The following is a 16,321-nucleotide window of genomic DNA, read 5'->3' as shown; positions in this document are numbered from 1 at the left end:
GTCTTTAGTCGTCTTTCCATTTATTCATTATTTCAATGAAGGTGTCTAACACTTCTGGAGTGCATCTTACTAACGCAGGGTCGAAGTGTTTACCGCTTTGTGAATACATGTAGTCGGTTGTTTCTTCAAGTGTCCAAGCTCGCTTGTACGGCCTTACCGTAGTTAATGCATCGAACACGTCGGCAATAGCAACAATGCGACCTTCTAATGGAATGTCATCGCCCGCTAAACCGTATGGATAACCCGTACCATCCCATTTTTCATGGTGGCTTATTGCTATGGATTTTGCTAACCCTATGAGCGCTGAATCCGACTCACCTAAAATCTCTTCACCAATTTTAGGATGCTTTTTCATTACTTCAAACTCTTCCTCGGTGAGCCTTCCTGGTTTCAGCAAAATATGGTCAGGAATGCCTATTTTTCCAATATCGTGCATTGGCGCTGCGTTGAAAATTTTGTCTGCTTGAAATTCTGATAAACCATATTGCAGCGCTAATGTTTTCGCATAAAAGCTCATGCGAATGACATGTTTACCCGTCTCATTATCTTTGTATTCAGAGGCTTTGCCTAAGCGTTGAATCACTTGTAAACGAGTGCGTTTTAATTCGTCGGCTTTGACCAGCGATAAATGTGTTTTCACTCTCGCTTTGACAATAGCAGGAGCAATAGGTTTGGTTATGTAATCAACAGCACCGAGTGCAAAGCCTTTCTCTTCATCAGATTCTTCATCGAGTGCGGAGATAAAAATAATGGGGATGTGTTTGGTGTCATCAGACTGCTTTAATTGAATGCATACATCGTAACCAGAAAGATCAGGCATCATCACATCGAGTAAAATCAAATCGGGCTTTTCTGATTCAACAATACGTAGTGCTTCAAGGCCGTTTTTGGCAAAGAATAAGCGGTAATGATCACTTAGGATGTGTTTAAGGACTCGCAAGTTGGTGGATTCGTCATCAACCACTACTATTTTGGGTGCTTCATCCGGTATTGTTGAAGAGGTAAACAACTTAGAATTTGTCATAATACTCTTTTATTTCTTGGAGTTTACTGATAGCAAGTTTAAATTCGAAATCATTAAGAGCGTTTACAATTGTTGTAACGTTTTCTTTTTGAGTTTCGGGTGTTAGCTCAATTAATGTGTTCAATAATTCTTCATTGTATTCATTATGGCTGATAAGTGCGAATAACTTATTTACGGTAATGATAAAATCAGGTAAGTCTGCTTGTTCTGTACTGTTGTTTTTTTCTGTAGGCTTCTGTTCTAACTGCTTTTTATGGTGACTGAGTGCAGAAGAAAGTTTTTTTAGATGATGGATCAATTGAGCGTGTATTTCCTGTAATTCTTCCGTATTTTGATCTTTATAATTTGTTTCTAGTTTAGAAAAAAGCAACATAAATGGAGAGAGTGCCAAATTTCCAGAAACGCCTCTTAGTGTATGGGCTAGATGCACTGCTTTGGACCAATTGGGACTTTCTTTTTGTGTATGAAGGTGGATAGTAAGAATGTCTTGGGAATGCTTTTCGACAAAGTTGAACAATTCTGCGTAATAACGCTCTTTAGTACCCCATAGCAATACTCCTTTCTCTTCATTAATTAACGGATCACTTTTACTAACTTTGATTGAAGGTAAAACCACTTTTTCATACTCGATGCCCAGTACGTCTGCAATCTCGTAATTAAGTAAGGAGAAATCGATGGGCTTATGGCTAAATCCATCCATACCTGCTGCGTAGGCTTCGGTTCTGTCTTTTTCTAAGACGCCTGCCGTTAACGCGATAATTGGGATGTACTCTAAATTTTTTTCAATTTCTAATGCTCGTCTTTTCTTCGCTGTCATTAATCCATCCATGATAGGCATTTGGATATCCATAAGAACAATATCTGGTTGAGACTCTTGCATTTGCATGAGAGCTAATTCACCGTTTAAAGCAGTAGTAACAGAATGTCCATCGCGAGTGAGTAAGAGAGTCAGTAAATCGATGTTTTGCTGTATATCGTCTACGACTAATACCTTTAAAAGAGGCAGTTGAACCGTCTCATGTTTTTTAGTTAGAGGGGCTATTTCTGACTTCTTGAGAGGGATGGATAAGTAGAATTTCGTTCCAACACCCAGTTGACTGGTAACGGTTATATCTCCTCCCATGAGTTCGATAAGTTGCTTACTTATCGTTGTTCCCAAACCTGTACCACCAAATTTTCTGGTCGTTGAAGTATCAGCTTGAGTAAAAGGGTCAAAAATTTGTTCAATTTGTTTGTCTGTCATACCAATTCCTGAGTCTTTTATTGTAAAAAGAACAGACTCATTATTTGGCTCGATTTCGACCGTTAAATTAACATGGCCTTGTGACGTAAACTTAATCGCATTCCCGATAATATTGGTGAGCACTTGTCGAATGCGGTCTGGCGCTCCCCAGTAATAAGGTGCCAGATTATGATCAAGTTTTAGATCAAGTGTTAACCCCTTATTTTTTGCTTGTAACCAGAGCGTTGAAATGACGGTATCAATTTCCTCAATCAGTGAGAAGGTTTTTAATTCCAACTCCATTTTACCCTTATCCAGCTTGGCACTGTCGAGCACATCATTTAATAAATGCAGAAGAGATTTTGCCGATTTATTAATGGTCTTCAGATACTTTTGCTGTTTTTCTAAGGTGGTTTTTTCGTTTAATATAAAATCGCTGAAACCGATAATCGCGTTCATCGGTGTCCGAATTTCATGGCTCATATTGGCGAAAAAAGCGGATCGAGAGGCGGCTTGTTCGGCTTGCTCTTTGGAATATATCAATTCTTGTTCCATGACTTTACGTTCGGATATATCCATAATAAATCCATCAATATAAAGACTATGAGTCCCTATGTTTTGGACACGCCGACCGTGCTCAAGTAGCCATCTGATTTCGTTCGCCTTTGTGATAATTCGATACTCAGTGAAATAGATAGATAGGTCTTCGTGTGTTTTTTGTAAGAATATAGAAACATCATCAGGGTGGAGTAAGTCAATAAATTTGCGAGGTGCAGACGGTGATAAGAATTCATGGGCTGCATACCCAGTGAGTTTTTTTACGGCGTCGCTAATGAATAGCATTTGGCTGTTACGAGAGTCTTTAGTGCGAAAGACAATGCCAGGAATATTACTCACAAGAGAGCGGAATTTTTCCTCATTTTCTTGTAATTCAGACTGCATTTTTGTGCGTTCACTGATATCAGAGAAAAACGCAACGTAGACGCCTTCATTGCGAATGACAACGTGACCAATCACAAGGCGTATGTGTATTTGATTGCCGTTTTTGTGTGTGGCAATGACATCTTGTTCTCGACCAATCGTAAAGCATGTTTCAAGAAGGAAAGATTCTCTTAGAGAGCCATCCGTATTCTGAGTCAAATAAGAGGGCAATAAATCATGGATACTTTTATCTAAGAACTCTTCTTTTGTCCAACCAAATAACGAGCTCATGACTTGATTCGTATTCTTAATAAAACCATCAGCATTGAGGGTAAGAACACCGTCAATTGAAGTATCTGTAATGGCTTTTAAATAACTTTCGTTCGCCTTAGCTTCTTGAGAGATGTCTTGATACCGGAACATCATGATCATCATGCTGACAAAACCCATAATAACCGACGTAACGACAGCAATTCCAAGTCCTAAAAATAACGACACATTGGTGTCAGGAGGAGCCAGTTCCATGCCTTCTGGAATGGTAAATCTGGCGGCATACATGCCTGTATAATGGGTTGCTGAAATAGCCATTCCCATAAAGCAGCTTGTAATGATCATGGTTGAACGATGGGTAAAACGATAATATTTAAACCGTTCCAGTTCACATCGAATCCATAGAGATAGCATTGCCAGTGTAATTGCAGCAAAGATAGAAATACAGAATACAACAAAGTCGTAATGCAGCGACATCATCATTTCCATTCCGGCCATACCAATATAGTGCATTGAGCCAATCCCAGAGCCCACCAATATGCCACCGATGAGAACCGTGTTAAAACCAACCTTTGTCTGCATTAAAATATTGAGAGTAATCCATGATGCCATCATTGCAGGAAGGAAAGAGAGCATGGTGATATAGGCGTTGTAATGAATGTGTGTACCAAGGTCAAAGGCAAGCATACCAATGAAATGCATGGACCAAGTGCCAATACCGAGAGCGAGGCTTCCTGAAAATAACAGAAAATGACGACGTTTAAATGATTTGCTGGATTCAGCAAGGTGAGCGACATTGAAGCCAACAAAAGAGGCAGCAATAGAGATGATAATAGAGATCACGACCATAAGTGGATCAAGACTGCCATAGACAAATTGATTGGCATCATGAGGAATGTCGAAAAGCGTAGTGAAAATGTCTATCATTATGCTCCTGTTTGCACATATATTATTCGTTTTATTATAGGTAGTCGTCCATACCATTATCGCTTGAGTGATGACTTATATTTGATTGCCTTATTACGTCCTGTCGTTTAACCAAGGTGATGATAATGACACAGATTTTTAAACACTACCACTATCAACGGTTGGCCACTCACCTCAACTTATCCATGAGTGTCGCACTTATTATATGAATCCCCAGTTTATTGTCTTTTAGCCTTATTAAAGCAAGTGTCCTAGATACACTCAATTATCGAATTGAAATAACGCCTCTTTGTGAAGAGGGCGGCGAGTGGTCTTGGGAGTGAATTAAGCCGAATCTGTATCTTTTCTCTCTAGAGATCTGCCCCTATTTTCTTTAAAAAATCATTCATATACTGAGGTTCAATACACATTAATGTAGAGGATCAAAATGAAAACGATTGGTTTAATTGGTGGCATGAGTTGGGAATCCACAGCGAGTTATTACACACTAATAAATCAAAAAGTGAAAGCAGAATTAGGCGGGTTACATTCGGCTAAAATAGGCTTATACAGCGTTGATTTTGCGGAAATAGAAGCGTTACAGCATGCGAATAAATGGGATGAAGCCGCACTTATTTTAATTGATGCTGCGAAGCGTTTAGAAGCGGCTGGGACGGATTTTATTGTCATCTGTACAAATACAATGCACAAGTTGTACGATCAAATTCAAGCAGAAACAAGCTTGCCGATAATACACATTGCGGATGCAACTGCTGAACAACTGAAAGAAGATGGCATACATAAAGTGGGTCTCTTAGGTACACGTTTTACAATGGAAGAGGATTTCTATAAAAATCGTCTACAGAGCGTGCATGGTATTGATGTATTGATTCCCAATGAGGAAGACATGCAATCTGTTCATAACATTATTTATAAGGAATTGTGCTTAGGAAGGGTTGAGAGTGCATCAAGAGAGACTTATATTACTATTATCGATCGATTGTACGAACAAGGCGCTCAAGCGGTTATTCTAGGTTGTACTGAAATTGCGTTATTAGTTCGGCAGAATCATACCTTCGTTACGCTTTATGATACCACTCAGATTCATGCGGAAAGTGCTGTAGACATCGCGCTTACATAAGGCGCGGCTACTAGGCTCTATTTACTTGTTTAACAGCATCCTAATAGCGGTTTAATTAATATACATAAGAGGAAGATAAAATGGATATTATGCAAGGGGTGTTATTAATAACAACAATCCACTTATTGGCGGCCATGTCACCAGGGCCAGATTTTGTGCTGGCTTCTCAACAAACGTTGGTGAATGGTAAAAGAGCAGGGTTTCTCGTAAGTTTTGGAATTACGTTAGGGCTGTCGATTCACATTTTATATTCTGGACTTGGTTTGGCGGCGGTCATAGCGAATTCAGTGACGGCGTTGTGGGCTATTAAGATTTTAGGTGGTGGCTATTTATTGTATTTAGGTTGGAAAGGCATTCGTGCAAAAGCGTCTACTGGAGAGTTAGTGAAAGGGCCTGTAGCGCAACATTCAGCCCTAAAAAGTATTGGTGTTGGCTTTTTATGTAATGCGCTTAACCCCAAAGCACCGATTTATTTTGTCTCTTTGTTTACTGTGGTGCTTTCCCCTAATATTGGCTTCTTGGAATTGGCTATTTACGGTGCTTGGATGATGATCATTCAGATGGGGTGGTTTTCAGTTATTGTTATGTTGTTGTCATCACCGCCTGTCTATAGCCGATTTAAAGCGGCTTCTCATTGGGTTGATCGTGTTATGGGTGCTGCCATGATTGGTTTGGGTCTGAAAGTCATTATGACTCGATAAACGTACGGCATAAAAAAACGCCATTCTTATAAATCGTTATAAGAACGCCTGCTAACCGTTAGGGCGTCGTTTAGGTGACATCGGCTGACTACGAAGGCCATCTTTCGGAGTGGAAGCCGTCGGCTTTTTGTTTGTGTTATTTGTGCTATTACGGCTTGGTTTGTTTTGTGTCGGTAAGTTACTGCCATTACCACCACGTCCACGCCCTTTGTTGCTGCTTGAGCGAGGCGCATTGGAACGAGATGAGCTATTAGCACCAGAAGCGTTTTTCGGCTTATTTTTCATCGGACGCGAATCCAAGGTGGTAACAGGAACAATGTGGTTGGCTTCAAACCCATCCATATGTCGACGTTCCAATACCTGCTTGATTAAACGTTCAATCGCGATCAGTTGATCCACCTCATCGGCAGCAACCAGAGATACGGCATTACCTGTTGCACCTGCACGGCCTGTACGACCGATACGGTGAACGTAATCTTCCGCTACGTTAGGCAGCTCAAAGTTGACTACTTGAGGCAGTTGCTCAATGTCTAATCCACGTGCTGCAATGTCTGTCGCGACAAGAACACGTGTGACGTTTTGTTTGAATTCTGCAAGGGCTTTCGTTCGTGCGCCTTGGCTTTTATTACCGTGAATTGCCGCTGCGGTAATGCCTTTTTCATTAAGCTGTTTGGTAAGCTTATTCGCACCGTGTTTCGTACGAGTAAAGACAAGAACCTGTTTCCACTGGTTGTCTTTGATTAATTGAACTAACAAGTCTCCCTTTTCTTTTTTATCAACACAATGAATCCACTGTTTTACTGTGTTTGCTGTCGCGTTTCTTGGTGTTACAGAGATTTCTACAGGGTTATGTACCAAGCCTTTTGCAAGGTCGCGAATGTCATTAGAAAACGTGGCTGAAAACAGTAAGTTTTGGCGTTGCTTAGGCAACACTTTCAACACTTTTTTAATGTCGTTGATAAAGCCCATATCTAACATACGGTCCGCTTCGTCCAGTACCAAAATTTCTAATTGATTAAATTTCAATGCTTTTTGGTTATATAAATCCAGCAAACGACCAGGAGTCGCGACTAAAATGTCTACGCCACGGTGCAATAACGCGATTTGAGGGTTGATCTTTACACCACCAAAAACCACAGTAGAGCGCAGTGGAAGGTTCTGACCATAAGCCGCAATGCTCTCACCGACTTGTGCGGCAAGCTCGCGTGTTGGTGTTAGTATAAGGCAACGAACTTGGCTTGGTTTAGCGAGCTCGCCTTGAGAAAGCAGTTCAAGCAACGGTAAGGTAAATCCAGCCGTTTTGCCAGTCCCTGTTTGTGCCGCTGCCATCACATCACTGCCGTCCAACACTGCTGGAATTGCTTGTGATTGGATTGGCGTAGGGGTGTTGTAACCCTGCTTATTAATGGCTTTTAGAAGAGGGGCGCTTAAGCCCAAGGCAGCAAAACTCATAGGGGAATTCTCATATCAAAGGAAGAAACAACCACTTGTTGCGTTCGTTTTAAGTGGGGGTGCAGCATACCTGATTGTGCTACATTCGACCAGCATTACCCCATTAGAGCGGCTTATAGCGCTCCACTTTTATAATGTTAAGGGGGATTTTATGCTGATGAAGAGAACATTCTTTCTGCCCAAACACCTAATCCTGCTGCAACACTGCCTTCTGGATGCGTTTTGCTACCGATTCCAAAAAAGCGATCAATGCGAAAAATGGATGACGGCTTAGTTATTAATTAAGGATGATGTGAGAGAAAGAGGCGAGGAAATAACACAATCTCAAAGGGATTCGAGAAGAAGATCAAAATATCACTAAATGGAATGTTCAAAGAGTGATTCTAGAATACAGAGATCAAACCCACATGGTTTGATCTCTTTTCAAATTTGAAAATGTAAAGCCCGTATGCGCTTTCTAAAGTTTAAAGATGGATGACTTTTTTTGGTACTCTTCTGTAACTAATAAAATGTCTTTGGAGGTATTGGCCAATTTTTCCATTGTCTCAGCCATTTTTTGAGTGGTTGAAGCGTTTTCACTCAGTTCCTCATAAATCGAACTTAATGCTACTTCTTGCTCTTGAGTTTCTTTTGAAACATCTTGGCTGGTTTGGGCTACTTGGCTAACTTGCTGAGAGCGTTGTATCAAACCTTCTGAGATAGCTTTGGCGTTAATGACATTCTCAGACGTTCTTTTTTTCCCCGATTCCATTGATGCTACAGTTTTCTTAGCACTGGAGTTTAATCGCTCCAGTACTTCTTCTATTTCATCTGTTGATTGGCTAGAGCGTTGTGCCAGTGTTCTTACTTCGTCTGCTACAACCGCAAAGCCTCGACCCGTTTCACCTGCTCTAGCTGCTTCTATTGCCGCATTAAGTGCCAATAAGTTGGTTTGCTCAGAAATGCCACGAATCGATTGAAGGAGGTTGGTAATAGAGGCAACATCCAACGTTAACTCATTAAGAGACTTGGATATGCTGGTGGTATCTTGTTCCAGCAGCTCCATATCTTGCATGACTCGGAGCGCTTGTTGGCTATCTTCAATGGTAGACGTCTCAACGTCATGTGCCTCTCTGGAAGAATGATTCACACTTTCTGTTACAGCTTGCATCTTCTGAGTAATGTTTTTCGCTGAATCTGCCATATGTTGTGAACTGATTAATCTTTCTTGAGCTTTAGTATTTGCTTGTTCGCCAATATGAGAAACAATTTGACTGCATTCTGTCAGTTTTACAGCGATGCTTTGATAGTCTTTAAACAGTTCAGACAATTGGGTTAGAAACTGATTGAAAGACAGTTCAATAGAGGATTGTGGGTTGTCTAAGCGAATTGATAAGTTGTTATCCGCCGAGATTTTTTCGATTGCATCAGCAATTTTTTTGTTAGTAGAAGAATCTTTTAGCATTTGACGAGCCATAAAGATTAAAATAGCCGTTTCCATTAGTGCAAATACTGCATGGAGAATCATAACTCCCATGCTGTGATCTGCTGTGGGGAAGAGTGTAATAGGCATGCTACCAATAGAAACATGATTATTCTGTAGAATCATAAAAACGACATGATGGAGAGTAATAGTCAGCAAACTAACGACCAAAGGTTGCCACCTTTGGTAAATAAGAAATACCACCATGGTGACAAATATATGGAAATGCATTTCTATCATGCCCGTTTGGCTTTGTATAAGAAAAGCAGATGTTAGCATCATGATAAACGCAGCAGTTAAGCTAAAGGTAGAGGTGTTTTTAAATGCGCTGTAACAGACTTGTGTAAGAATGACAGTAGTGGCGGCTGCAATGCTGGAAAAGAAAAATAAGGCGTCGCCGATCAAGCCACTAGCAAATAATACGGGTGCTTGAGCCATTAACATCCAGTATACAAAAAGATCATTTGAGCTGGTCGAGGGGGATTGGTTATTCATAAGCTACCTGCTGAATATAAAAGATGAAAGTTTTCTTCTTAAAGGAAAATGTAATTAAAAAACACTAATATTTAGTCCGTATCATGAATCTTAATATTAATAACTCTTTATTCGTAAAAATGTTGTTTTTTTTATGTTATTTTTTGTAAACGGATTATGTTCTAGAAATATGCTGTGCATAGAAAAAATGGGTTAAATTACACTGATGATTCATCTTAAGTGAACCCTGTTTTTTTGTAGCCCAAAGAAGTCAAATTATGGTAATTATTAAGGAAGGTGCGAAATAAGTCTACTAAGACCCGCAGGGCATGGTCTAAAAGCCAGTATTCTTCGTTGAGTATCTCGAAAATAGGCCAGCTATTCACATTCGATACTTGCCTCGAATAGCTGGCTTTTATCCACATGCTGAGACAAGAGGACTTATTCGCACCTTACTTAACGTTCTTGATTGTAAAAATCTTATACTCTTCTTCATTAATATCTTATTGAGCGAATAATCAGGCCCATACAATGAAACAAAAAATTTTGATCGCAGGTGCAGGGATTGGTGGTTTGTGTGCTGCTTTGTCATTAGTGAAGCAAGGTTTTTCGGTATCTGTCTTCGAGCAAGCAGATCGTTTGGGGGAAGTCGGCGCTGGGCTGCAAATGAGCCCAAATGCCATGAAGGTGTTAGAGGCGTTGGGCATTGCAGAACAGATAAAGAGAGTGTCTTTTTCTCCGGGTAATGCTGCTCTTAGACATTACCAAACAGGTCGTTACTTTCTAAACGCGGCATTAGGGAATGCGGCGTTGGCGCGTTATCAATCACCGTATTTGCATTTACATCGTGCCGATCTCCACAAGATATTATTTGACGAAGCAAAAAAACTGGGCACTGAGTGTTATTTGAATTCAAAAATTGTCCAATTCGATCAAAGTGTTAAACAGGATCAATCTCAAGTCACAGTGACGTTAGAGAATGGGCAATCGTACTCTGGAGACTTACTGATTGGTGCGGATGGCATACGTTCTAAAGTATTAGAGCAATTGCAAGCTCTTCCCAGTTTTCAACCTAATGCAGTACCTCCTAGATTCACTGGACAAGTAGCTTGGAGGGGGACAGTACCCGCAAATAAACTGCCTAAGAATTTGATTAAACCGGATGCAACAGTATGGGTAGGGCCGGGTCGTCATCTTGTTACCTATTATCTACGTGGTGGTGAATTGGTGAATTTTGTCGCAGTAGAAGAACGGAAAGAGTGGTCTGAAGAGTCGTGGAATACTCCGGGAGATGTTCATCAATTAAAAAATGCCTTTTCTGACTGGCACCCAGAAGTAACTCAGTTGTTAGAGGTTGTAGACAATACGTTTTTATGGGGATTGTTTGATCGTAAACCGTTGACTAAGTGGCATGATAAGGGGGTTGTGTTATTAGGAGATGCCTGTCACCCCATGCTGCCGTTTATGGCACAAGGTGCTGCAATGGCATTGGAAGACGGTTTTGTATTGGCTAAAACGCTGTCCTCTTTTGGAATGGAAAGCCCTCAGACTCTTGAGAACGCATTAACGCACTATACAAATATACGGCTTCCTAGAACAAGCAAGATACAAGCAATGTCTAGCTCGAATGCAGATCTATACCATATGAAAGGCGGACCATTAGGACTGCTGCATTTAAAAATGATTGGTATGGTGTCTAATGCATTGCCTTCAGTTGTCTCTGCTAAGCTGGATCCTGTTTATGGCTTTGATGTTACATCGTGAGATCACCTTATTCATGATGAGTTTGTTCTAGGATACGTTCGTTATCAACAGCACGTTCTTTTATTTAGCAATAGAACTAATACAGAATGTGCTGCTTAATCTTTTTTTGTATGTGTACAAAAAGGAATCTTATACAGAACTTATTCAAAGGTAATCATAAATCAGCGCCCACCACACACTAATAGCGAGCAATATAGCTAACGCTTGATTTATCGGAAAACGCTTCATGAAAAAAGCGTTCCGATGCAAAATGGCGCCTATAAACGCCCAGACAGCAATGCAAGGAATAGCTATTAGGCTAAAGAGGAAAGCCAATAAAATATAATGGGAAACGAAATCCAATGCTTGAGCTGGGAACAAACTGGAAACGGTTATGCTCATCATCCAAGACTTAGGATTGACTAATTGCAATGAAAAACCGTGTTTTCCAGTAAGACGAGTGACTAAAGAGCCCGTCTTGCTTTCGTGATGCTCCATCGTGTCGTTCGAGATAGAAATAGAGGGAGTATGAAACAGTTTCCAAGACATAAACGTCAACCAACCTGTGCCGATGAAAGCCAAAATGGATTTGATAATAGGAAACTGCACAATGATTTCTGAAAGACCAAGAGCAGTGACTAATAGAATAAGGCCTGTGCCAAAAGAAGCTCCGATAATAAAAGAAAGGGTAGACTTCATCCCTAATAAGTGGCCTTGGTTTAAGGCTAAAATATTAGTTGGCCCCGGAGTGATCGAGGCAATAAAAGAAAAAACAGAAAAACCAAAATACAAACTTAACATAACCATACTCCAATAAAAGTCGTGCTATTTTGAGTGTATTAAACAGTCATGTCTGGACGTTTTGTGCGATTCGTGTGATTGCTTGGAGAACAGCGTTTATAGTAGTCCGCAGGGGTGAGTCGATAGGCTCTTCGAAACCATCGGCCCAAGTGACTTTGGTCCGAAAAACACAGGTCACTGGCAACATTTATTGGTGATATTCCTTGTGCCAATAGACTTCGTGCTTTTACTAAGCGTAATTGAATTAAGTAGGCGTGAGGAGAGATACCGAAGTTGGCTTTAAACAAACGATTCAGGCGAAAGCGATCACACCCTATGATTTGAGCAAGTTCTTCTAAGCGTATGTCTTGATGAAGATTTGCGTGTAAGTATTCTTTGGTTTGCAATGCAATATAAGACCCTGATAACGAACCCACTTCGTTTAGCGTATTTTCGAAGGGAGGATGTCGCTTCTTTAATGAAATGTGCGTCATGATTCGATGTAGCATTTGATCTAAACAAGCTTCTCGAACAATGTCTATTTCTTCCTGATATAAGGCATTAAAAGCTGAAGCAATGCTGGCAGTTAAATGCTTGTCTTGCATTAAGTTTTTATCAATATTAAGTTCAAAGTTGTCTGGTAAATCGTGGAACAACGAGGCTAAATTTTCTTGTAACCAGTTAGCGGGAATATAAAGCTGACGATAGGTAAATCCCGTTTTAAGAGGGGAGTTTCCATCATGAATCTCTCCCGGCTCAAGTAAAAAACTGCCGCCAGCAAGGGACGTACATAATTGGCGACGACAATTAAATTGTTGAACGCCTGTTTCAGTGAAGCCAATAAGATAAGAGTCGTGCCAATGCAAATCGTAGGCATGGCCTGTAAAATGCGCTCGCAGGGTTTCTATGCCTGTTCGTGCATCTTTTTTAAGATCTATCCAACTGTCATCTGGCATGAGACCTTGCCTCCTTAGAAGTGTGCTGATAAAAACACACCATAAGTGAGCCAAAGGGGAAAAAGCTAGAAGATTTGTGCACTGTTTCCCCTGTTAATTTACTTTAATTGTTCCTTCTTGTTTTTTAGAGCACCTTCCCTAGAATAGCCAAAGCATTGGTGTTGTAGGCGATTCGATCTTCTATGGTTGCTGAGCTCGGGCGAATACCCAGTTTTACTCCAAGAAGTAAATCGGTTTTTTGCTCTATTTGAGCAATATTAAGGCAGCGGTGCATTTCTTGTGCGGTCATTAACGAAGTCGGTTCACCTGTTGACGATTCAGTTAGTGGCGATGGTGGCATGTGTGTGTCTTGCCATGCACCGAACTCCGTTTCTTGATCGGATACTCCAGAAAACATAATACCACTTAATAGACCACTGTCTTTCGCTTGGGTAATGTGTTCAATGGCTCCATTAACATGGTGTGTTTCAATAACGGAGCGCCCCCAGTTGATGATGATACCGGCCGTATTTTTAGACACGGTATTGGCTTTCTTTATCGCCTCAATCTCTTCTTCAATGGTTAAAAAGCCTTTTGCGGGTGCATGTTCAGTCGTTAGCGTATCGCAATGTTCAATCACCACTTTTGTGCCATACCAATCCCAATTTAAGAGAACCTCTAGAGAGGCTTGAAAGTGCTCTTTTGATGACGATGCGTAGTTCTGATTAGGCGCAGAATGAATTTGTATTGCGCTTACTGCGTTTCGACCAACAAATGAATTTAACTTTTTTATCGCGATTCTTGCATTGTCTAAGAATGTTAAAGCCGCATGTCTACCTGCCTCGTTAGATGAAGCTAAACCAAAATCGGGATTCTTGCTAAGCTCGCTCATTGTGCCAGGAATGCAGGTGAAAACATAATTCCAATTTGGATCGATATTGTCTAAAAACCATTGATCGTCATGTGGGTGCAATGAGCCTAAAAAAGGGTGTTCAAGTCCCTGTACATTCGGCATTTTTTTGATCTCAGTGTAAAACGTCGCTTCCAATTCTGGTTTCCATTGGTCACCGCATGGTGAAGATGCATAAGCGCCGATAAAGTATGACATCGCATATGTCCTTAGTATTTAAATACAATCGTTTTTTGAGTGAATGAAGTTACTTGGAGTTGAGCAACGGGTAAAGAGTAAATGTTAAATAGTCCTAAATGAGAAATAATTTTTTAAGCAATTGTTTTAATTTATGCTTGATAATCTAATATCAGATTGGATTTCGGACAGAGATAAAAAATCTGTTTTGATGATGAATTTGCACTATCTTGTTTAAATACTATTGATTCCATTTTGGAAACAACCTTTTACCAATAACCTATATAATGTAAATAAATAGATACGCTATATTGCAGTACATTAATATAACAAAAATAAAAACAGTCTAAACAACGAGGGCATTCAACTGACAAAATTCTACTTATAGATACTATTGATTTAAATTTTATTAGCACTCAGCTGATGGTTTTTGACATTTTAATTATGTCTAATATTGATGTTTATCTAATGACAAACCACCTAAATTTAAGGACCTAACTAAATGATAATTATAAAAAAGATAAAAATATTATCTGCAATCACTTTGGCTTTATCACTTTCACAAGTCGCTGTTGCTGACACCACTTTAAAAATAGGTGCTTGGTTACCTCCTACTCATGTACAAAATGACATTGTTTGGCCTACTTGGGCGAACTGGGTTGAAGAGGCGACACAAGGCAGAGTAAAAATTAAAATGGAATATGGTTTAGGTAACCCTAAAACCATGTTTGATTTAGTAGAAGATGGCGCCATTGATGCAAGTTTTGGTTATCACGGCTCGGTACCTGGTCGTTTTAAATTAACGCAAGCCATTGAATTACCGCTATTAGGTACTAATGCAGAAGCAGCTTCTGTTGCCCATTGGCGAGTTTTTAACAAATATTTTGCAAAGTCTGATGAACACGAAGGCTTAGAAGTGCTCACATTGTTTACCCATGGCCCAGGTCAAATGCACCTTGCACAACCTATTAATAGCCTTGGCGATTTAAAATCGAAAAAAGTTCGCCTTGGCGGTGGTGTACAAAGTGAAGTTGGTAAGCGTATGGGTGTAACTGCTGTTGGTGCACCTGCCCCTAAAGTATACGAAATCATGCAACAGGGTGTAGTAGATGGTATTTTTATGCCGACGGGCGAGCAAAAAACACTGCGTTTAAATGAAGTCACTAAAAACCTCGTTGTATTACCAGGCGGTATGTATTTAGGTAGTTTTGCTATGTTTATCTCTCCTGATTTTATGGACCGTATCAGTAAAGAAGACAGAGCGGCAATTCGCGCTGTATCAGGTGAAAAATTAGCTGTCTTAGCAGGCGCTGCTTGGGATAAAGCGGATGAGTTAGGCTTGCAAGCGGCGAAGGATGTGGATGTTGATGTCACTATTGTTAAACCAGGTGATACCATGGCGAACGAATTCATCGAGCTGGCTAAAGGCATGGATGAAGAATGGTTTGAGCTTGTTAAAGAATTTGACGTTGATGCGCCAGCTGCACTAGCTGAAATTAGAGAAATTGCTCGCAACTACAAACCTGCACAATAATCTAACGCTCAGCCTAACCAGTACAATGATATCGCCTGCTAGGTACTGGTTAGGTATTTATGATTGATTAGACTTGCTTAGCATTGCTGTAATATTCTTTATCACCTCAGCGCTTACACCTGATCCCCTTCTCTTTAAAGGAGATATTTCGTGTCATTTACCCATTGGCTTAAAGACCATTATTCTGAACGTGGGCCTATTATGTATATTGCTTTTGTTTTAGAAGCAATTGCCGCCCTTACATTATTTTCTCTAATGTTACTCACTTGCGCCGATGTTATCGGACGCTATTTATTCGCCAACTCTGTCGATGGTACAACAGAGCTCACTGAAATGGCGATCGCTATTATGATTTTTTCAGTACTGCCAATTGTTACTTGGCGAGGCGGCCATGTTGTGGTTGATATTTTTGACAACCTATTTTCGTCAAAAATTATTACCGCGTTGAGTTTGTTATCTGCACTGCTTATTTCATCTACTTTATATCTGCTAGGCATCAGAGTTTTTGAACTCGCAGCTCGCTCTATTAGACGTGGCGAAATAACTGATTTCTTAGAATTACCTGTAGGTCACATTGTGCAATATATCGCGCTAATGAGCTGGGCTACCGCTGCATTTATGATCAGCTATGGTATCTATCGTATTTTAATAGGCAAAAAGTAACTGGGT

At 40.3% G+C, this 16,321-nt stretch carries 12 protein-coding genes; 5 read left to right on the top strand and 7 right to left on the bottom strand.

Going from position 1 to position 16,321, the window contains the following annotated elements; genetic code table 11:
• Positions 1-4: 4 nt before the first annotated feature.
• On the bottom strand, positions 5-1,024 hold the full coding sequence (locus tag ACMUMJ_RS06680) for an HD domain-containing phosphohydrolase (protein ID WP_414678029.1): 1,020 nt from the start codon (positions 1,022-1,024) through the stop codon (positions 5-7).
• Entirely contained in the window at positions 1,011-4,364 is a 3,354-nt protein-coding gene (locus ACMUMJ_RS06675; RefSeq protein ID WP_414678028.1) for an MHYT domain-containing protein, read from the bottom strand. The genes ACMUMJ_RS06680 and ACMUMJ_RS06675 overlap by 14 nt, the downstream gene beginning before the upstream one ends.
• 427 nt (positions 4,365-4,791) lie before the next feature.
• Between ACMUMJ_RS06675 and ACMUMJ_RS06670 the strand changes: the two genes are divergently transcribed.
• The gene (locus tag ACMUMJ_RS06670; RefSeq protein WP_414678027.1) at positions 4,792-5,484 is read left to right on the top strand and encodes an aspartate/glutamate racemase family protein; all 693 of its coding nucleotides are present in this window, start codon (positions 4,792-4,794) and stop codon (positions 5,482-5,484) included.
• Positions 5,485-5,564: 80 nt separating this feature from the next.
• Positions 5,565-6,185, top strand: a complete 621-nt coding sequence (locus ACMUMJ_RS06665; RefSeq protein ID WP_414678026.1) for a LysE family translocator — start codon at positions 5,565-5,567, stop codon at positions 6,183-6,185.
• A gap of 51 nt (positions 6,186-6,236) precedes the next feature.
• Here ACMUMJ_RS06665 and ACMUMJ_RS06660 read toward each other — a convergent pair whose 3' ends face one another.
• The gene (locus ACMUMJ_RS06660; protein ID WP_414678025.1) at positions 6,237-7,637 is read right to left on the bottom strand and encodes a DEAD/DEAH box helicase; all 1,401 of its coding nucleotides are present in this window, start codon (positions 7,635-7,637) and stop codon (positions 6,237-6,239) included.
• A gap of 457 nt (positions 7,638-8,094) precedes the next feature.
• On the bottom strand, positions 8,095-9,594 hold the full coding sequence (locus ACMUMJ_RS06655) for a methyl-accepting chemotaxis protein (RefSeq protein ID WP_414678024.1): 1,500 nt from the start codon (positions 9,592-9,594) through the stop codon (positions 8,095-8,097).
• Between the two features lie 510 nt (positions 9,595-10,104).
• On the opposite strand from ACMUMJ_RS06655, the gene ACMUMJ_RS06650 reads away from it, so the two are divergent.
• Positions 10,105-11,337 carry an FAD-dependent monooxygenase gene (locus ACMUMJ_RS06650; RefSeq protein ID WP_414678023.1) on the top strand — a complete coding sequence of 411 codons (1,233 nt, stop codon included), beginning with the start codon at positions 10,105-10,107 and terminating at the stop codon, positions 11,335-11,337.
• Positions 11,338-11,481: 144 nt separating this feature from the next.
• Here ACMUMJ_RS06650 and ACMUMJ_RS06645 read toward each other — a convergent pair whose 3' ends face one another.
• The 3 genes from ACMUMJ_RS06645 to ACMUMJ_RS06635 all read right to left on the bottom strand — a co-directional run bounded on the left by ACMUMJ_RS06645 (position 11,482) and on the right by ACMUMJ_RS06635 (position 14,139).
• Positions 11,482-12,117, bottom strand: coding sequence for a LysE family translocator (locus tag ACMUMJ_RS06645; protein WP_414678022.1), 636 nt, complete (start codon positions 12,115-12,117; stop codon positions 11,482-11,484).
• A 38-nt stretch (positions 12,118-12,155) separates the two neighbouring features.
• On the bottom strand, positions 12,156-13,052 hold the full coding sequence (locus ACMUMJ_RS06640; protein ID WP_414678021.1) for an AraC family transcriptional regulator: 897 nt from the start codon (positions 13,050-13,052) through the stop codon (positions 12,156-12,158).
• 124 nt (positions 13,053-13,176) lie between these two features.
• Positions 13,177-14,139 (bottom strand): DUF4862 family protein, encoded by a 963-nt coding sequence (locus tag ACMUMJ_RS06635; protein WP_414678020.1) that lies wholly within the window; start codon positions 14,137-14,139, stop codon positions 13,177-13,179.
• A 481-nt stretch (positions 14,140-14,620) separates the two neighbouring features.
• Here ACMUMJ_RS06635 and ACMUMJ_RS06630 point away from each other — a divergent pair, with 481 nt between their 5' ends.
• Entirely contained in the window at positions 14,621-15,652 is a 1,032-nt protein-coding gene (locus ACMUMJ_RS06630) for a TRAP transporter substrate-binding protein (protein WP_414678019.1), read from the top strand.
• Positions 15,653-15,802: 150 nt separating this feature from the next.
• On the top strand, positions 15,803-16,315 hold the full coding sequence (locus tag ACMUMJ_RS06625) for a TRAP transporter small permease (protein ID WP_414678018.1): 513 nt from the start codon (positions 15,803-15,805) through the stop codon (positions 16,313-16,315).
• Positions 16,316-16,321: the final 6 nt, after the last annotated feature.

The sequence above is a fragment of the Marinomonas phycocola genome, assembly GCF_047525455.1.
GTDB lineage: Bacteria > Pseudomonadota > Gammaproteobacteria > Pseudomonadales > Marinomonadaceae > Marinomonas.
Note: the sequence above shows the minus strand (reverse complement) of the source record. Positions and strands in the feature narration are given on the sequence as shown.